The sequence below is a fragment of the Ruegeria sp. BJ3 genome (genome assembly GCF_056535665.1).
The window spans coordinates 1,157,773-1,174,723 of record NZ_JBQFIT010000001.1; the positions used below are offsets into that span (position 1 = coordinate 1,157,773).

At 61.2% G+C, this 16,951-nt stretch carries 17 protein-coding genes and 1 tRNA gene; 10 read left to right on the forward strand and 8 right to left on the reverse strand.

Translation table 11 applies throughout. From position 1 onward, the window contains the following. Nucleotides 1-13: 13 nt before the first annotated feature. Complete coding sequence (locus tag ACR3EL_RS05805; RefSeq protein WP_093962488.1) at nucleotides 14-661, forward strand: GntR family transcriptional regulator; 648 nt, start codon at nucleotides 14-16, stop codon at nucleotides 659-661. Here the strand turns inward: ACR3EL_RS05805 and ACR3EL_RS05810 are convergent. Together ACR3EL_RS05810 and carA are read right to left on the reverse strand one after the other, a co-directional pair. After that, nucleotides 618-2,537, reverse strand: a complete 1,920-nt coding sequence (locus ACR3EL_RS05810; protein WP_170368691.1) for a glycosyltransferase family 2 protein — start codon at nucleotides 2,535-2,537, stop codon at nucleotides 618-620. The two genes, ACR3EL_RS05805 and ACR3EL_RS05810, sit on opposite strands and share 44 nt — an antisense overlap. Nucleotides 2,538-2,626: 89 nt before the next feature. After that, nucleotides 2,627-3,793, reverse strand: a complete 1,167-nt coding sequence (gene carA / locus ACR3EL_RS05815) for a glutamine-hydrolyzing carbamoyl-phosphate synthase small subunit (RefSeq protein WP_170337934.1) — start codon at nucleotides 3,791-3,793, stop codon at nucleotides 2,627-2,629. Between the two features lie 183 nt (nucleotides 3,794-3,976). On the opposite strand from carA, the gene ACR3EL_RS05820 reads away from it, so the two are divergent. Next, nucleotides 3,977-4,462, forward strand: coding sequence for a GatB/YqeY domain-containing protein (locus tag ACR3EL_RS05820; RefSeq protein WP_170337936.1), 486 nt, complete (start codon nucleotides 3,977-3,979; stop codon nucleotides 4,460-4,462). 6 nt (nucleotides 4,463-4,468) lie between these two features. Here ACR3EL_RS05820 and ACR3EL_RS05825 read toward each other — a convergent pair whose 3' ends face one another. From ACR3EL_RS05825 to ctaD, 3 genes are all read right to left on the reverse strand, one after another. After that, on the reverse strand, nucleotides 4,469-4,960 hold the full coding sequence (locus ACR3EL_RS05825; RefSeq protein ID WP_170363158.1) for a DUF2244 domain-containing protein: 492 nt from the start codon (nucleotides 4,958-4,960) through the stop codon (nucleotides 4,469-4,471). Nucleotides 4,961-5,003: 43 nt separating this feature from the next. Continuing rightward, a complete protein-coding gene (locus ACR3EL_RS05830) occupies nucleotides 5,004-5,603 on the reverse strand; it encodes a 2-hydroxychromene-2-carboxylate isomerase (protein WP_170358614.1) in 600 nt (199 codons plus the stop codon). Nucleotides 5,604-5,758: 155 nt separating this feature from the next. Then, complete coding sequence (gene ctaD / locus ACR3EL_RS05835) at nucleotides 5,759-7,417, reverse strand: cytochrome c oxidase subunit I (RefSeq protein ID WP_170337942.1); 1,659 nt, start codon at nucleotides 7,415-7,417, stop codon at nucleotides 5,759-5,761. Between the two features lie 292 nt (nucleotides 7,418-7,709). Here ctaD and ACR3EL_RS05840 point away from each other — a divergent pair, with 292 nt between their 5' ends. Continuing rightward, nucleotides 7,710-8,129: an HIT family protein gene (locus ACR3EL_RS05840; RefSeq protein ID WP_093962481.1), complete on the forward strand. Its 420-nt coding sequence runs from the start codon at nucleotides 7,710-7,712 to the stop codon at nucleotides 8,127-8,129. Here the strand turns inward: ACR3EL_RS05840 and ACR3EL_RS05845 are convergent. Next, on the reverse strand, nucleotides 8,110-8,556 hold the full coding sequence (locus ACR3EL_RS05845) for a MerR family transcriptional regulator (RefSeq protein ID WP_480722455.1): 447 nt from the start codon (nucleotides 8,554-8,556) through the stop codon (nucleotides 8,110-8,112). The genes ACR3EL_RS05840 and ACR3EL_RS05845 overlap by 20 nt on opposite strands. 78 nt (nucleotides 8,557-8,634) lie before the next feature. Between ACR3EL_RS05845 and ACR3EL_RS05850 the strand changes: the two genes are divergently transcribed. Continuing rightward, nucleotides 8,635-9,588, forward strand: coding sequence for a cation diffusion facilitator family transporter (locus ACR3EL_RS05850; RefSeq protein WP_480720790.1), 954 nt, complete (start codon nucleotides 8,635-8,637; stop codon nucleotides 9,586-9,588). 314 nt (nucleotides 9,589-9,902) lie between these two features. Here ACR3EL_RS05850 and lipB read toward each other — a convergent pair whose 3' ends face one another. After that, nucleotides 9,903-10,559: a lipoyl(octanoyl) transferase LipB gene (lipB, locus tag ACR3EL_RS05855; RefSeq protein WP_170368686.1), complete on the reverse strand. Its 657-nt coding sequence runs from the start codon at nucleotides 10,557-10,559 to the stop codon at nucleotides 9,903-9,905. Nucleotides 10,560-10,598: 39 nt separating this feature from the next. Next, the gene (locus ACR3EL_RS05860; RefSeq protein ID WP_480720792.1) at nucleotides 10,599-11,258 is read right to left on the reverse strand and encodes a DsbA family oxidoreductase; all 660 of its coding nucleotides are present in this window, start codon (nucleotides 11,256-11,258) and stop codon (nucleotides 10,599-10,601) included. Nucleotides 11,259-11,400: 142 nt separating this feature from the next. Between ACR3EL_RS05860 and ACR3EL_RS05865 the strand changes: the two genes are divergently transcribed. From ACR3EL_RS05865 to dusA, 6 genes are all read left to right on the forward strand, one after another. Next, nucleotides 11,401-11,487: transfer RNA gene (locus ACR3EL_RS05865), tRNA-Leu, on the forward strand. 139 nt (nucleotides 11,488-11,626) lie between these two features. After that, complete coding sequence (locus ACR3EL_RS05870; RefSeq protein ID WP_170337951.1) at nucleotides 11,627-12,472, forward strand: arsenate reductase/protein-tyrosine-phosphatase family protein; 846 nt, start codon at nucleotides 11,627-11,629, stop codon at nucleotides 12,470-12,472. Then, on the forward strand, nucleotides 12,469-13,467 hold the full coding sequence (locus ACR3EL_RS05875; RefSeq protein WP_170337954.1) for an ArsJ-associated glyceraldehyde-3-phosphate dehydrogenase: 999 nt from the start codon (nucleotides 12,469-12,471) through the stop codon (nucleotides 13,465-13,467). Before ACR3EL_RS05870 ends, ACR3EL_RS05875 begins: the two co-directional genes overlap by 4 nt. After that, on the forward strand, nucleotides 13,464-14,741 hold the full coding sequence (gene arsJ / locus ACR3EL_RS05880) for an organoarsenical effux MFS transporter ArsJ (RefSeq protein WP_254437748.1): 1,278 nt from the start codon (nucleotides 13,464-13,466) through the stop codon (nucleotides 14,739-14,741). The genes ACR3EL_RS05875 and arsJ overlap by 4 nt, the downstream gene beginning before the upstream one ends. After that, nucleotides 14,738-15,781, forward strand: a complete 1,044-nt coding sequence (arsB, locus tag ACR3EL_RS05885; protein ID WP_170337956.1) for an ACR3 family arsenite efflux transporter — start codon at nucleotides 14,738-14,740, stop codon at nucleotides 15,779-15,781. The genes arsJ and arsB overlap by 4 nt, the downstream gene beginning before the upstream one ends. 108 nt (nucleotides 15,782-15,889) lie before the next feature. Further along, nucleotides 15,890-16,927: a tRNA dihydrouridine(20/20a) synthase DusA gene (gene dusA / locus ACR3EL_RS05890; protein WP_480720798.1), complete on the forward strand. Its 1,038-nt coding sequence runs from the start codon at nucleotides 15,890-15,892 to the stop codon at nucleotides 16,925-16,927. Nucleotides 16,928-16,951 lie beyond the last annotated feature (24 nt).

A 16,951-nucleotide genomic window follows, 5' to 3' on the forward strand; every position in this document is an offset into this window, starting at 1 on the left:
GAGACCTGACCCAATGAACCAGTCCCGACAGCCCCAGACCGATGCCTACAGCCTGATCCTCGAAGCGATCGACGTGGGGGTGTACAAACCCGGCGACCGGCTGGTGGAAAGCGAACTGGCCGAGCGGTTCGGCGTGTCCCGCACCCCGATCCGTGAGGCGCTGCAGCGGCTCGAGACGCAGTCGCTGCTGGAACGTGACGGGCGGTCGCTGATCGTGGCCTCGCTGGACCACAACCAGATGGCCGAGCTCTATGTCGTTCGACGTGAATTGGAAGGGCTGGCGGCCCGGCTCGCCGCGCGGCATGCCACGGATGAGGAAATCAAAGTCCTGCAGGATATGGTCGAAGCCGATGACGCGCTTGTGGATGATCCCGTGGCGCTGTCCCGGGCCAACCGACGGTTCCACGAGCAGATCCACCTTGCGTCGCACAACCGCTACCTTGTGCAGCAATTGGACCTTGTCCATCGCACCATGGCTCTGATGGCAACGACTTCATTGGCCGCGCAGGGCCGCGGTGAAATCGCTCAGAGTGAGCATAAGGGGATCGTCGAGGCGATCGCGGCTCATGACGAAGAAGCCGCCGACCGGGCCTTGAAGGAACATATCTCGGTCGCGTTCATGACCCGGCTGAAGCAGGATGCAATCCGGCGCGAGAAATAGCTGCCTCATCTGGCTGCGCTTCTTCGCTGGCGTGCCCGTGCTGGGTCTTGTCCCAGAAGAACGGTCTGACCGCCAGTTCCCACAGCGCCTTGTATGCTGCTGCCACACCCAAGGGGTAGTAGAGTGCCATGGTCGGGACCCACGGCAACAGAAAGCGGCGCCCTCCGGCCACCACGCCCAAGCCTCCAACAAGGATGTTCGCGGCCTCGGCGGTCAGGAATAGGTAGACACAGGCGTTCAAGATCTGCGGCGCCAATACAGCTTCAAATGGGTTCATCAGCCCCAAAAAGGTCAGCCAGAAGACCCACAGCACCGGGGCAAGCAGGAATTGTCCGACCGTCCCCAGGAAAAAGGCTTGGACACCCAGAAAGCGCCACATCCCCAGATCGCGCATCAATGCCAGGGGCGAGCGCATGTGGACAAGGTATGTGACCATGAACCCTTTGAGCCAGCGCGAGCGTTGCTTCACCCAAGGCCAGGCGCGGAAATTGGCCTCTTCATACGTGGCGGTATTTACGATTTCGGTGCGATAGCCCGCGCGGCTGAGTCGAACCCCCAAATCCGCGTCCTCGGTCACATTGTGAGCGTCCCAGCCCCCCAATTCCAACAGCTTGTCCCTGCGGAAGAAGAACGTCGTCCCGCCCAGGGGCACCACAAGACCCAACCGTGCGATTCCGGGCAGGATCACGCGGAACCAACCGCTGTATTCGATGGTGAAGCAACGCGAGCGCCAGTTGGTGCGCGGGTTGTAGTAGTCCAGGACACCCTGCAGGCAGACCACATCATCGGGCGCGCGGGCGAATTGCTCCACCACGGTCTCGATTTGGTCTGGCAGAGGCGCATCCTCAGCATCCCAGACGCCCAAAATCTCTCCTCGGCAGAAATCCAGCGCATAGTTCATCGCCCGTGGTTTGGTGGTCAGGTTGCCAAGATCGGGCACCTCCAGCGTTCGGATCCAGCTGGGCAGGGTGGTCTGCGCAAGCGCTGACCGGGTGACGTCATCATGCTCTTCCAAGACCAGGATCACGTCCAACAGCGCCTTTGGATAGGTCAGGCGTGTCAGCCGTTGGATCAGCGCACCGGCGATTTCCCGTTCCTTGTGCAGCGGCACCAGAATGGACACGCAGGGCAGGCGGTGTTGCGCAAGCAGACCGTCTGGTTTCTCGGCCTTTTTGGGGAAGAGATACGATATCAACCCGGCCAGCCGAAGAATCAGGAAAAGGATCAGCGTTGAAACTGCTGCCCAGAACAGCAGGGATAGCCCGGCATTCGGTTGCAGACCCAGGCCCACAAGCGCGGCCAGCGCCAAGAGGGTCGGCAGGAGACGTGAACTCGCAGTCCATGAGCGGCAGCTTTGCGATAGCGGCGCCCGTGTTTCCGCCGCCTCAGCCAAAGGTTTTGCGTAATGTCGGGCAATGGCTTGGTCGATGTCATCGGGTGCGGCTAGCACCGGAAGGACTGTCTGGGCGCAATCCGCCAACCCGGACCTTATTTCATCAAAGCGGTCTGGGTAGGCTGTCGCGACCAAGAGCACGGGCCCGACTCGCAGCCACGGAATGGCGTTGTGCGTCAGCCAGAACTGCATTGGGCGCAGCGCGCAAAGGTCATCGGGTGGCGGCGTGCTTTCCAGATCGGCGATCTGCAGCCCATGTTGTTGACCCAGCGCCAACAGCACATCGCTGCGCGCGGCCATTTGCTCGCCAACCATAATTTCGCCCAGAGGAGCGTTCTGCCGCTCCTGTAGTTTCAGGGCGTGATCCAGTTGAGCGGGGGTGATCACCCCCAAGTCGATCAGGCAAGTGCCCAAAGGTTTGCGGGGGCCAATTCCGGAAACCGGGGTCGCGGGTCCGTGACCCAGAAAATTCAATTCAACCATAAGAAAACCCTGCCCGAAGTGTCGGGTCAGAGTTGCTCAATCAAGGTTAATTCCGGGTTAACGTTGACGCGGTCCGCAAACCTGCGGGATTAAGCGCGCACTTTTCGGTCGGCCATGGCCGCGGCAAACCGTTCAAAAAGGTAAAAGCTGTCTTGCGGGCCGGGCGAGGCTTCGGGGTGATACTGAACCGAATACACCGGGCGATCGGACATGCGGATGCCGCAGTTCGAGCCATCGAAGAGCGACCGGTGGGTTTCAACCACCCCGGCAGGCAACGATTGGGCGTCGACCGCAAAGCCGTGGTTCATCGAAGTGATTTCGACCTTGCCGGTTTCCAGGTCCTTGACCGGGTGGTTGGCGCCGTGGTGTCCGTGGTTCATCTTGATGGTCTTGCCGCCCAACGCCAGTGCCAGCATCTGGTGACCAAGGCAGATCCCGAAAATCGGCAGATCCGTGGTTTCAAGAATTTCCTTGATCATCGGCACAGCATAAGTGCCGGTAGCAGCCGGGTCTCCCGGGCCGTTGGACAGGAACACGCCATCAGGGTCGTGCGCCAGCACCTCAGCCGCGGTTGCGGTTGCGGGCAGTACCGTCACGTCGCAACCGGCCGAAGCCAGGCAGCGCAGGATGTTCCGTTTTGCGCCGTAGTCCAACGCGACGACCTTGTGCACGGGCGCTTCCTGACGCCGGTAGCCATCCGGCCAGGCCCAGCGCATCTCGTCCCAGCGGTAGCTCTGGGCGCAGGTCACATCCTTGGCCAGATCCATGCCCTCCAGCCCGGCGAAACCACGCGCCGCAGCAACCAGGGCTTCGATGTCGAAGTTGCCTTGCGGGTCATGGGCTAACGCGACATGCGGAGCGCCTTGCTGGCGGATCGCGCGGGTCAGCCGTCGGGTATCGACCCCACCGATGGCGATCCGGCCGCGGCGGGCCAGCCAGTCGGTCAGCCGCTCGGCCGAGCGCCAGTTCGACGGCTCGGTCGGATCCCACTTGACTACCATGCCCGCGGCGACAGGATCGGCGGTTTCGTCATCGTCGGGATTGACGCCGACATTGCCGATATGCGGGAAGGTGAAGGTCACGATCTGCCCGGCATAGGACGGGTCGGTCATGATCTCCTGATATCCGGTCATCGCGGTGTTGAAACACAGCTCGGCCACGGTTTGTCCCGTGGCGCCGAACCCGGTTCCGAAGAAGAGCGTTCCGTCGGCCAGAGCCAGACATGCGGTGGGCTTGGACGTGGCTTGATGGGCCATGGCGCGACTCTCCTATCGGGTAAATCGGCGCATAACTAAGGGGGTTGGGGTCTCGGGTCAACCCTGTTCAAATTTTGGGCTATTGTTGTTTTTCAATGATTTAGCCTTATGTGTCTCCTGTTGTGCCTCGGATTTTGTTTAGATATGTTCGGGGTTCCGTTGCCATGGGGATGGACAGAACAGATGGATATGCGAACTCGGGTGACCACTGCCCTGAAGCAAGCAATGAAGGACAAGGATGCCGAGCGTCTGTCGACGCTGCGGCTGGTCAATGCCGCGATCAAGGATCGGGACATCGCGCTGCGTGCGGTTGGAAACGAAGAGGCCAAGGGCTGTGATGACTCAGATGTTCTTGAGATTCTTGGGAAAATGAGCAAGCAGCGCAAGGAAAGCGCGCGGGCCTATGAGGAAGGTGGTCGTTTGGACCTGGCCGAGCGCGAACTGCGCGAGGTGAAGATCATCGAGGAATTCCTGCCCAAGCAGTTGGATGATGATGAGGTCGCAAAGGCCATCCAGACGGCGATCACGGCGACCGGTGCCGGGTCGATCCGGGACATGGGCAAGGTCATGGGCGAGCTCAAGGCCAACTACACAGGCCAGATGGACTTTGGAAAGGTAGGGCCGCTGGTCAAAGACCACCTGTGCGCCGCGTCGAACGGCGACTGCTGACGCACTTTATTCGGGTGCCGGTTCGCGCAGCCGCTTTACCAGATCATCATACAAGGCAATGCGTTCCTCCTCTGAGAGGAACGCGCCAATCTCGACCACCCGTCCTTCGCCCGACAGGGTCACATAGTTCGGAACCGGACCGCCGGCCTTGTGCATTTCCGGACGGGCCCAGTATCGATTGCAACTCCATTCCTGCTGCCCGGTCCGGGCGCTGTGATGGATCAGGCGTGCTTGGGTTCCGGTAAGGGTCAGTACCTCAAACACGTTTCGGGACCGATAGTTCGCCTGGATCGCAAGCCATAGGCCCGCCACCGTCAACAGAAGGAACGGCAATAGCCCCCACAGCAGAACCGATCCCAGAACTGCCAGCAGGGGTATCAGTCCAAACAGGAAAACCGATAGCACGACGGCTATCGCGCCGCGCGGTGGCAGTGAATTGTGCGGCCAAAGGCGCAATTCCTGTTCCGAGTTCGAGCTGTCGTTCCAATGGTAGGGCATATTGCAAAAATAGCGCCTGCTGATCCGGTGTCGATTGCCAATTTCAAACGACGTGTCCGACCCTCGCCCAGGACAGCGCATCCTCAAGCCGGTCGTCGCCCCAGAACACTTCGCCCCGCGTGACAAAGCTGGGCGCGCCGAATACGCCCAGGCCCACCGCCGTTTCGGTTTCAGCTTTCAACGCGGTTTCGATTTCGGGGCTGCGCGCGCGGGCTAGGACCGGCAGCGGGTCCAGCTGGCAGCGGAACAGAGCCTCGGACATGGCGGTTTCACTGCCGGCTTCGATACCGTCCTCAAACCAGATCCTGTAAAGGTTTTGGGTAAAGCTCTTGCCCCATCCTTCCCGGATTCCCAGCAGCGCGACCTGGTTGGCCAATTCGAGGTTCGAAATCGGATAGGGGGCCGGCAGCTTGGCGTGGATATGGTACTTGGCTGCCCGGCGTTCGATGTCGCGCCACATATAGGCCGACTTGACGGGTTTGCCCGCAAACGGAATGTTCTTCTGTTCAGACATGACCGCGCGCACGTCGAAAGGGCGCCAGTTAACCTGTGCCTGGTGTTCTGCGCACCAATCGTCCAGACGCATGATGGTCAGGAAACTGTAAGTGCTGCCGATGGAGTACCAGAAATCAATATCGGGCATGGTGACCTCGGAGATTGGCCGGACATGCGGCGCCCCAAGGATACCCGATTTTCAACGATATTGCGACCGCCCGCGGAATGCGATGGCCGATAGAGCGCGAACAGTAAAAGAAAAACCCCGCCGTGAAGGCGGGGTTTCCTGTTTTCGGGAAGGGATCAGTGCGCGTGGCCTTTGTCCCAGTCTTCCTGCTTGGGCAGCTGCTCGAACGTGTGCTCGGGCGGCGGCGAGGGCAGGGTCCATTCCAGCGTATCCGCGTATTCGTTCCACGGGTTCGGGCGTGTTTCCTTGGCGCCCCGGAACAGGGCGTAGAACACGATCCCGAAGAACAGCAGGAACGAAGCGAACGAGACGAACGCACCGATCGACGAGACGAAGTTCCACTGAGCGAAGGCTTCGGGATAGTCGATATACCGGCGCGGCATGCCCTGACGGCCCAGAAAGTGCTGCGGGAAGAAGGTTAGGTTTGCACCGATGAAGAACATCCAGAAGTGCACCTTGCCCCAGAACTCCGAGTACTGACGGCCCGTCATCTTCGAGAAGTAGAAGTACACCCCGGCAAAGATGGCGAAGACTGCACCCAGGCTCATCACGTAGTGGAAGTGCGCGACGACATAGTAGGTGTCGTGGTAGGCACGGTCGATACCGGCCTGCGACAGAACCACACCGGTCACACCGCCGACGGTGAACAGGAACAGAAAGCCGAAGGCGAACAGCATCGGCGTCTTGAACTCGATCGAGCCGCCCCACATGGTGGCGATCCACGAGAACACCTTGACCCCCGTCGGAACCGCGATGACCATCGTGGCCAGCATGAAGTACGCCTGCTGGCGCAGCGACATTCCGACGGTGTACATGTGGTGTGCCCACACGACGAAGCCCAGTGCGCCGATTGCGATGATCGCCCAGACCATCGGCAGATAGCCAAAGATCGGCTTGCGCGAGAAAGTGGCGATCACGTGGCTGATGATGCCGAAGCCTGGCAGGATCACGATGTACACTTCGGGGTGTCCAAAGAACCACAGGATATGCTGGTACAGGATCGGGTCACCGCCACCGGCCGGATCAAAGAAGGTGAAGCCGAAGTTGCGGTCCATCAGCAGCATGGTGATCGCGCCCGCCAGAACCGGCAGCGACAGCAGAATCAGCCACGAGGTGACGAAGATCGACCAGCTGAACAGCGGCACCTTGAACAGGGTCATGCCCGGGGCACGCATGTTCAGGAAGGTGGTGATCATGTTGATCGCGCCGAGGATCGAGGAGGCGCCCGATACGTGCACGGCAAAGATCGCCAGGTCCATGGACATGCCGCCTTCGGTCGTCGACAGCGGCGGGTACAGAACCCAGCCCACGCCCGAGCCGGCCTGGTCGTTGCCGCCGGGGGCCAGCAGCGACGCGATGCCCAGCGAGGTGCCGGCGACATACAGCCAGAAGGACAGGTTGTTCATCCGCGGGAACGCCATGTCCGGCGCACCGATCTGCAACGGCATGAAATAGTTGCCGAATCCGCCGAACAGCGCGGGGATGACCACGAAGAACATCATCAGAACACCGTGATAGGTGATCATCACGTTCCACAGGTGTCCGTTGGGCGTGCAGGGATCGGCCATGAAGCCTTCCAGGCACATGTACTGAACGCCCGGATGCATCAGTTCAAGCCGCATGTAGATGGTCATCGCGACCGAGATGAACCCGGCAAAGGCCGAGAAGATCAGGTATAGGATCCCGATATCCTTGTGGTTGGTCGACATGAACCACCGGGTAAAGAACCCGCGCTGGTCTTCATGATCGTGACCATGAATGGCTGCGTCTGCCATTTAGGTGCCTCCTGTTGCAAATAGACCGCGCAGCCGGACCTCTCCGGCGCGCGGGATTCCTGCTGGTTTTAGAATGCAAGGGGGCGGCCTTCAATGGCCGAGTTTGATCTGGATCAAGATTAATTGTCGCGGGGCAGGAGGACACCCGTGCGATTTCAGCCTTGGATGACCGGTATCTGGGGATGATCAGGCGAATTGCAAGGACAGGGGCTTCGCAAGGGCGGAATCACGCCTTGACCCGCTGCGGGCTTGGACGCAGAACAGCACGCAGCCCCTTTGTCGGAGACCCACCATGACCGCTTATGATCCCGAAAACATCTTTGCCAAGATCCTGCGGGGCGAGATCCCCTCGACCCGCGTCTACGAGGATGAGGACACGCTGGCTTTCATGGATATCATGCCGCGCGCGGACGGACACCTCCTGGTGATCCCGAAGACGCCTTGCCGCAACGTGCTGGATGCCACACCCGAGCAATTGGCCGCAGTCATGACCACGGTTCAGAAACTGGCGCGTGCGGTCATGCGCGCCTTTGACGCCGAAGGGGTGACCATCCAGCAGTTCAACGAGGCGGCCGGAGGGCAGGAGGTGTTTCACCTGCATTTCCATGTCCTGCCCCGGCACGAGGGCGTCTCTCTGCGCCCGCCCGGCAAGATGGGCGATTTCGACGAGATCGCCAAACACGCCGAGCGCATCAGGGCTGCGCTGGCGTGACGGGTGGGGGAGCCTGATGCGCCCCTGAACAGGCATCGTGATCCCCAAACGCCTGCAAGACTGAGCAGACGTGGTCGTGCTGCCCGTCGCAGGCGGCTGCGATCCGGGCAAGCTCGGTCTCGAGCCGACGCAGCTTTGCAATCCGATCCTGCAGGTCCGTCAGCTGCCGCTCGGCGATTTCGTGCGCCCGGTTCAGATCGGCGCCTTGGGCGCCTTCCAATGACAGCAGGGCCTCGACATCGGCCAATGGCAGTCCAAGATCGCGGGTGTGTTTGACAAAGTGCAGCCGCTCGAGCGCGGCGCGGTCATAACGCCTTTGGTTGCCAGCGGTCCGTTCCGGCGGTGGCAGCAGGTCCCTTTCTTCGTAAAACCGGATCGTGGCGACTTTGACGCCTGTGAGCCGGGACAAATCCCCGATCGAGAACACTTTCTGCAATCCTCCCTTGAACCTCTAGTCACTAGAGGAATTAGGTATGGACCATGACCCAGACAAGGACACTACATCATGGCGCATGATCATTCCCACGCCGGACACAAACACCACGCCCAAATCGACGCCGATGCCGGAGACGCGCGGGTGGCATGGGCCATCGCGGTCAACATGTTTCTGACGCTGGCACAGGTGGTCGGCGGAATCTTTTCGGGGTCGCTGGCGCTCATCGCTGACGCGCTGCACAATTTTTCCGACGCGATTGCACTGATCATCGCGTTCTTTGCCCGCAAGATCGCGCGACGCCCAGCCGACCCGCGCATGAGCTTCGGATACGGTCGGGCCGAAGTTGTCGCGGCGCTGGTCAACTATACCACACTGTTCGTCATCGCCGCGTACCTGATGTACGAAGGGGTGGCCCGGTTCTTTCAGCCCGAGCCGATTGACGGCTGGCTTGTGGTCTGGATAGCCATGCTGGCGTTGGTGGTGGATCTGATCACCGCGCTTTTGACCTATAGCATGGCCAAAACCAGCATGAATATCCGCGCGGCTTTTTTGCACAACGTTGCTGATGCGCTGGGATCGGTTGCAGTGATCGTGGCCGGGGTGGCTGTGATCCTGTTCAACTGGACCTGGGTCGACCCGGCCGTCACCATTCTGATTTCGCTGTACATCCTTTGGCATGTCCAAAGCGAAATCGGAGGAACGATCCGTGTTCTCATGCTTGGCGCGCCGCCCGATCTGGACCCCGAGGAGGTCGCCTCGGCCATTGAGGCAACGGACGGCGTGCGCGAGGTTCACCATGTCCACTTGTGGAGCATGCAGGAAAACCAGCCCGCTCTTACCGCGCATCTGGTGGTCGAAGACTGCGCCTGGTCGCAGGCTGAACAGGTGCGCGGTCTGGTGAAACAGGCAATGCGCGACAGTTTTGGGATCGGCCACCTGACGCTTGAGGTGGAAATGGCCGCTCGGTCCTGCCCAAAGACCATGCGGTTCGGCCATGCCGCGGACCAATCAGGCGAAAACTGAGGCCCCAAAAACGAGAATTGCCGTTCCGATATGGGGTCGGAACGGCAGACTCGTAACCAAACACTTGATCGATTTTCGCGGGCTGGCCGCGATCACCGGTTAACATACCACTCACTCTTGAACGGTATATTCATGATACCTCAAACTGCGGCTGTTGTGTGGAAGGAAGAAGGAGATTCCCTAAATTTTAAGGCAATTCGCGGCAATCTTCGGAAATTTGCGACCGTATTGAGAAACAGAAGAAGCCTGCATCGAGGATTGTCGTTCCGCAGGGTCAGATTCTGCGATTCGAGAACATGGTCGATGCGTGGGGGTCAGACCACCTCGGGGCCAAAAGCGTCAGTAAAGGTTTTGCGCAGAGCCACATCGACATCGGCCATTGTCACCGGCAATCCCAGATCCACCAACGAAGTCACGCCGAACTCCCGGATGCCGCAGGGAACGATGCCCGAAAAATGCTCCAGGTCCGGTTCCACGTTTATCGAGATGCCGTGGAAGCTGATCCATTTCCGCAAGCGGATGCCGATCGCAGCGATCTTGTCCTCGGCCGGTTCGCCACTGACGGTCAGCGGCTTGTCCTTGCGCGGCACCCACACACCGACACGGCCTTCGCGGATTTCTCCGTGGACGTTGAACTCGGCCAGTGCCGAGATCACCCAGGTTTCCAGCTGTTTGACAAAGCGGCGGACATCATGGCCGCGCTTTCCGACATCCAGCATGACATAGACGACCCGCTGGCCAGGTCCGTGATAGGTGTATTCGCCCCCGCGCTTGCTGGCATAGACCGGGAATCGATCCGGGTCGGTCAGGTCTTGGGGTTTGGCTGATGTTCCGGCCGTATAGAGCGGCGGATGCTCCAAGAACCAGATGCACTCGTCCGCGGTTCCGGCCGCAATCTCGGCCACCCGCGCCTCCATGAAGGCGACGGCGGTGTCATAGTCGGTCAGTCCGTCGGTGATCTTCCATTCCATGCGCGCCTCATAGCCGTCCTGCTGTCCAAGCGAAAGAGGTTAGGCGGCCTCGGCCCGGCATCGCTGCAGGACCTGAGCGTAGGTCTCGGTGCCCTGCGCACCCGCCAGCAGGTACTTGCCGCCAAAAACCATTGCCGGAACTCCGGTGATGCCTCGGCTGGTCCAGAATTGTTGCTTTTGCCTTACCGGGCCTGCATGCGCGCCCGATTCCAACGCCGCGCGGGCGGCGTCTGGGTCGAGGCCAGCCGTCTGAGCGGCATCCAGCAACACCTCAACTTTCGAAACATCCCGCTGATCTGTGAAATAGGCCTTGAACAAGGCCAGCTTCAGCGGGTGTTGCCTGCCTTGCGTTTCGGCCCAGTCCAGAAGTTGATGCGCAGCAAAGGTGTTCACTATACGGCTGTCATCATTGAAATTGAACGTGAAACCCAAATCTGCACCGAGCGCTGTCAACCGGTCTCGAGCCTGCTGGCTCTGCTCGGCGGTCGAGCCGTACTTTTCCATGATGTGCTCTCGCAGGCTCTGGCCGTCCGGCCCCATAGTGGGGTTCAGCTCGAACGGGTGCCACCGGAGCTGCGCCATCACGTTCTCCTGCTCCAGCGCCAGATCAAGCTGACGAAACCCGACGATGCACCACGGGCATACGACATCGGATACGATGTCGATTTGGATGACGGGGCGGGGATCGGGTGTGGGCATCGTATGCTCCTGCTGCGATGTGGCATCGGGTTTCGTGACCCCACAGATATGGTTGCGGGCCGGGAATTCCAATGCGGTTGCTTTTGCCTCTTCACATCCTTTTGCCAAGCGTCTATACGCCGCCTACCAAGTCACAGGCAGTGCGGCCGTGGCGGAATTGGTAGACGCGCAGCGTTGAGGTCGCTGTGGGGTAACACCCGTGGAAGTTCGAGTCTTCTCGGCCGCACCATTTTCTTCCTTGTCAATTCACCCGTCGTTCCGTTTTGGGCGAGGGGCGGCATTGTGGCTAATCGCGAATTCTTGCGAGCGGTTTCAGCACGCCAAACACGGGCACTTGATTCCGCTGTTAATTCGAATATCCATGAATTATGGAAAAAGTGATTCCCGACCGCCTGTCCACCTTGGGTCATCCGTCTCGGTTGGCCGTTTTTCGGCTGTTGATGCGCCGGTATCCCGATCGCATACCCGCGACCGAGATTGCCATCGCGTTGGACCTCAAGCCGAATACGCTGTCCAACTACGTGAATGCGCTGATGCAGGCGGGACTTGTGACGCAGGAAAGGGTCGGGACGTCCTTACGCTACTCGGTGGATATGAAAGCCGTGCGGGAGACGTTCGATTACCTTCTGCTGGATTGCTGCCGTGGGCGTCCGGAACTCTGCGCGCCCAGTCCGCTCAACGGCGTTGACGCGCATGCGGCCAATGCCGCGCGTACCTACAACGTTTTGTTCATATGCACCGGGAATTCCGCGCGCTCGATTTTCGCCGAGGCCCTTTTGAAGCAGCTTGGCGGCGACCGGTTCCACGTGTTTTCCGCCGGTACACGTCCTCAGTCCCAGTTGAACCCAGCGGCGCTTGAGGTGCTGCGGCAGAATGGGCACGACATCTCGGACCTGCGCGCCAAGAATGTAGGCGAGTTCCAGGCCCCGGGCGCGCCGAAATTCGATTTCGTGTTCACCGTATGCAATCAGGCTGCGAACGAAGATTGCCCCGCCTGGCCCGGGCAGCCGATCAGCGCGCACTGGGGTATGCCCGATCCGGTGAAGGCCGAGGGGACAGAGGCCCAAAAAAGCCTTGCCTTCCAGCAGGCCTACGGCGCGTTGCGCAACCGGATCCTGACCTTTTCCTCGCTGCCGTTCGAAACCCTTGACCGCATGTCCCTTCAGAAGGCCGTGGATGACATCGGCCAGATCCATACCGGAGAAATCGCATGACCGTTTATGCTCTCAACGGCCTTGGCCGCATCGGCAAGCTGGCCTTGAAACCCCTGCTTGAGAAAGGCGCGCAGATCGCCTGGATCAACGACGCGGTGGGCGACCCGGCCATGCACGCACATCTGCTGGAGTTCGACACCGTGCATGGCCGCTGGGACGCCGAGTTCCGCCATGATGAAAGCTCGGTCACCATCGACGGCGTGCGGCTGCCCTTCATCGGAACCCGCAACCTGTCGGAGCTGCCGCTTGAGGGCGTCGACGTCGTCATCGACTGCACCGGGGTCTTCAAGACCGATGCAAAGCTGGCCCTTTACTTTGACGCCGGTGTGAAAAAGGTGGTGGTCTCGGCTCCGGTCAAGGATGGCGATGCGGCCAATATCGTCTTTGGCGTGAACGAAGGCACCTATGACCCGGCCCGCCACCGCATCGTGACCGCGGCCAGTTGCACCACGAACTGCCTGGCCCCGGTGGTCAAGGTCATCCACGAGAGCCTGGGCATCCGGCACGGCTCGATCACCACGATTCATGACGTGACCAACACGCAGACGATCGTGGACCGTCCGGCCAAGGACCTGCGCCGTGCCCGGTCGGCGCTGAACTCGCTGATCCCCACGACCACCGGCAGCGCCACGGCGATCACCCTGATCTATCCCGAACTGACGGGGCGGCTGAACGGGCATGCGGTGCGGGTGCCGCTGCTGAATGCCTCGCTGACCGATTGCGTGTTCGAGGTTGAACGCGAAACGACGGCCGAAGAGGTGAACGCCATGTTCAAGGCCGCGGCCGAGGGGCCTCTGGCCGGCATTTTGGGCTATGAGGAGCGTCCTCTGGTCTCGACCGACTATACCAATGACACCCGGTCCAGCATCGTGGATGCACCCTCGACCATGGTGGTGAACGGAACGCAGGTAAAGGTCTATGCCTGGTACGACAACGAGATGGGCTACGCGCACCGTCTGGTGGATGTCGCGATGATGGTCGGGGTATCGCTTTGACAAGCGCTTCCCAGCGTCCGGACGGGTTGTCGGCCTATATGGCCGTCACGGCTGCCTATTGGGCCTTCATGCTGACCGACGGCGCCCTGCGGATGCTGGTGCTGCTGCATTTTCACACGCTGGGCTTTTCACCGGTTCAGCTGGCCTATCTGTTCGTGCTGTACGAGATCGCCGGGATGGTCACCAATCTGGCCGCCGGGTGGATCGCCGCGCGGTTCGGGCTGACCGCGACCCTGTATGCGGGGCTGACGATACAGGTGCTGGCATTGCTGGCGCTGGCGCAGTTGGATCCGGGCTGGACCATCGGTGCGTCCGTCGCCTTCGTGATGGTCGTGCAGGGCGCCAGCGGCGTGGCCAAGGACCTGACCAAGATGTCGTCGAAATCGGCGGTCAAGCTGTTGGCCCCCACCGAAGGCGGCGGGTTGTTCCGCTGGGTCGCGGTGCTGACCGGGTCGAAGAACGCGGTCAAGGGGCTGGGCTTCCTGCTGGGGGCGGCCTTGTTGGCCGGGCTCGGCTTCACGGGCGCCGTGCTGGGCATGGCGGGGGTTTTGTTCCTGATCCTGGTGGCGGTGCTGCTGGCGATGCCGCCGGGGCTGCCCAAGGGCCGCAAGGGCGCGAAGTTTTCCGAGGTCTTCTCAAAATCGGCAAATGTGAACTGGCTGTCCGCGGCGCGGGTCTTCCTGTTCGGGGCGCGCGACGTCTGGTTTGTCGTCGGCATCCCGATCTATTTCTACGCCGTGCTGTCGGATGGCAGCGAAGCGGGCAACCGCTCGGCCTTTTTTCTGATCGGCGGGTTCATGGCCTTGTGGATCATTCTGTACGGCATTGTTCAGGCTGCGGCCCCGCGCCTGCTGCGGGCAGGGTCGCGGGATGAGGCCGACCTGGTCGCGGCGGCGCGCAGTTGGGCCTGGGGGCTGGCCTGCGTGCCGGCCGTCCTGACGGTGGCCGCGCTGATGTCCTCTGGTCCGGCGCCGTGGCTGACGCTGACGCTGGTAGGTGGCCTGCTGGCCTTTGGCGCGGTCTTTGCGGTGAATTCCTCGCTGCATTCCTATCTGATCCTGGCCTTCACCCGGGCCGAGCGGGTGACGATGGATGTGGGCTTCTACTACATGGCCAATGCGGGCGGGCGGCTGTTGGGCACGCTGCTGTCCGGGCTGACCTATCAATGGGGCGGGTTGCCCTTGATGCTGGGGACGGCGGCCGCCATGGTCTCGCTGTCCGCCGTGGCGGCGGGGCGCTTGCAGCCCCAAACAACTTCGGAGATCTCGGCATGAGCGTATTTGAACGGTATCTGTCCCTGTGGATCGCGCTGGCCATGGCCGCTGGGATCGCCATCGGCTCGTTCGCGCCGGGTTTGGTTCAGGCCATCGCGGCGGCCGAGGTGGCCAATGTCAACCTGGTGGTGGCGGTGCTGATCTGGGCCATGGTCTATCCGATGATGGTAGGGGTGGACCCAGGCAGCCTGCGCGACGTGGTGAAACAGCCCAAAGGGCTGGCGATCACCCTGGTGGTCAACTGGCTGATCAAGCCCTTTACCATGGCGGCGCTGGGCGTGCTGTTCTTCGAATACGTCTTCGCCGACCTGATCGCGCCCGCCGATGCCCAGCAATATATCGCGGGGCTGATCCTGCTGGGTGCGGCACCCTGCACGGCAATGGTGTTCGTCTGGTCGCATCTGACCAAGGGGGACGAGAACTATACCCTGCTGCAGGTGTCGGTGAATGATATTGTCATGGTCTTTGCCTTCGCTCCGATCGTGGCCTTCCTGCTGGGCGTGACCGACATTTCCGTTCCCTGGCAGACGCTGGTCCTGTCGGTTGTCCTGTTCGTGGCACTGCCCCTGGCGGCGGGTGTCTGGACGCGCAACCGGCTGGGCTCGGCCGAGCGGATCGAGGCGTTCCGCGACCGGGTCAAGCCGTGGGGCGTTGTCGGCCTGATTGCCACCGTCGTCATCCTGTTCGGCCTGCAGGGGCAGGTGATCCTGGACCGCCCGATGGTTATCGCGCTGATCGCCGTCCCGATCCTGATCCAGTCCTACGGGATCTTTGCAGTGGCCTATACGGCGGCCTTTGCCCTGCGCGTGCCGCACCGGATTGCGGCGCCCTGCGCACTGATTGGCACGTCGAACTTCTTTGAACTGGCGGTGGCCGTCGCCATCAGCCTGTTCGGCCTAAATTCGGGTGCGGCTCTGGCCACGGTGGTGGGTGTTCTGGTCGAGGTGCCGGTGATGCTTTCGCTGGTGGCTTTCGCCAACCGGACGCGCGGCAGTTTTGCCGAGCGCTCGGAACAATCTCCAGAGGACGTCCGGGCCTAGCAATCCGACGGTGGATATCCGGCGTCAAACAGTGGTAGACGCCTAGCGCGGACCCGGCTTGGCCGGGCGCCGCAGATTTGTCTGGGCCACAAAAAGGAACGTGCACTGATGGCGGGGTCTCAATCTCGGGCACTTGCTGATCGCAGCGAAGTCACTCGCGCTGCGCGCTTGTCGGTTGCGCCGATGATGGATTGGACCGATCGGCACTGTCGGTATCTGCATCGTTTGCTCAGTGCTGAAACGCTGTTGTACACGGAAATGGTGACGGCCCCTGCTCTGGTACGGGGTGGAGCGCTGCATCTTCTGGACCACAGCCCCGAGGAACATCCCGTCGCTTTGCAATTGGGCGGATCTGACCCGCAGGAGCTGGCTCAGGCGGCCGCATTGGGGGCTGAGGCAGGGTATGACGAGATCAACCTGAACTGTGGCTGTCCGTCAGACCGGGTTCAATCGGGAACGTTTGGGGCCGTCCTGATGAAAGAGGCGGGCCGGGTCGCCGAATGCGTGGCCTCCATGCGGGAAGTTGTAGATGTCGATGTCACGGTCAAATGTCGGATCGGCGTGGATGACCAAAACCCCGAGGACGTATTGCCCGAGTTTCTGGATCGGATTCGCGCCGCCGGCTGTCAGCGCGTGACGATCCACGCCCGCAAGGCTTGGCTTCAGGGGCTTAGCCCCAAAGAAAACAGGGATATACCGCCGCTGGACTACGATCTGGTTCACCGGATGAAAGCAGATTTTCCAGATCTCCACATCTCGATCAACGGAGGCATCACGACACTGGCCGAAGCCCAGGTGCATCTGGACGCCGGACTGGACGGGGTGATGATCGGCCGGGCTGCTTATCATCAGCCAACCGATATTCTGGCCGATGCCGACCCGCTGATCTACGGGTCGGGGCAAAAGGCGGATCCGGTTGAAGTCGTGATGAAAATGCTGCCCTATATCGATCGGCATCTTGCCGGCGGGGGGCGGTTGCACCAGATCACCCGACATATGCTGGGATTGTTCGCAGGACGCCCGGGTGCTCGTGGTTGGAGGCGCGCTTTGTCCGAAGGCGCGGTCAAAGACCATGCCGGACCCGAGGTGGTTCTGGGCGCGCTGTCCCGCGTGACACCGGATGCCGAGGCGGCGCAGGTAGTTTAAGACGGCCCAAGGGCCGGGGACCAA

Excerpts from the sequence above, each read along its gene's own strand:
- ACR3EL_RS05820 (WP_170337936.1), top strand. The coding sequence starts at position 3,977 with ATGGATATGCGAACTCGGGTGACCACTGCCCTGAAGCAAGCAATGAAG.
- ACR3EL_RS05830 (WP_170358614.1), bottom strand. The coding sequence starts at position 5,603 with ATGCCCGATATTGATTTCTGGTACTCCATCGGCAGCACTTACAGTTTC.
- ACR3EL_RS05810 (WP_170368691.1), bottom strand. The coding sequence starts at position 2,537 with ATGGTTGAATTGAATTTTCTGGGTCACGGACCCGCGACCCCGGTTTCC.
- dusA (WP_480720798.1), top strand. The coding sequence starts at position 15,890 with ATGGCGGGGTCTCAATCTCGGGCACTTGCTGATCGCAGCGAAGTCACT.
- arsB (WP_170337956.1), top strand. The coding sequence starts at position 14,738 with ATGAGCGTATTTGAACGGTATCTGTCCCTGTGGATCGCGCTGGCCATG.
- ACR3EL_RS05875 (WP_170337954.1), top strand. The coding sequence starts at position 12,469 with ATGACCGTTTATGCTCTCAACGGCCTTGGCCGCATCGGCAAGCTGGCC.
- ACR3EL_RS05805 (WP_093962488.1), top strand. The coding sequence starts at position 14 with ATGAACCAGTCCCGACAGCCCCAGACCGATGCCTACAGCCTGATCCTC.
- ACR3EL_RS05840 (WP_093962481.1), top strand. The coding sequence starts at position 7,710 with ATGACCGCTTATGATCCCGAAAACATCTTTGCCAAGATCCTGCGGGGC.
- lipB (WP_170368686.1), bottom strand. The coding sequence starts at position 10,559 with ATGGAATGGAAGATCACCGACGGACTGACCGACTATGACACCGCCGTC.
- ACR3EL_RS05860 (WP_480720792.1), bottom strand. The coding sequence starts at position 11,258 with ATGCCCACACCCGATCCCCGCCCCGTCATCCAAATCGACATCGTATCC.
- carA (WP_170337934.1), bottom strand. The coding sequence starts at position 3,793 with ATGGCCCATCAAGCCACGTCCAAGCCCACCGCATGTCTGGCTCTGGCC.
- ACR3EL_RS05870 (WP_170337951.1), top strand. The coding sequence starts at position 11,627 with ATGGAAAAAGTGATTCCCGACCGCCTGTCCACCTTGGGTCATCCGTCT.
- ACR3EL_RS05850 (WP_480720790.1), top strand. The coding sequence starts at position 8,635 with ATGGCGCATGATCATTCCCACGCCGGACACAAACACCACGCCCAAATC.
- ctaD (WP_170337942.1), bottom strand. The coding sequence starts at position 7,417 with ATGGCAGACGCAGCCATTCATGGTCACGATCATGAAGACCAGCGCGGG.
- ACR3EL_RS05825 (WP_170363158.1), bottom strand. The coding sequence starts at position 4,960 with ATGCCCTACCATTGGAACGACAGCTCGAACTCGGAACAGGAATTGCGC.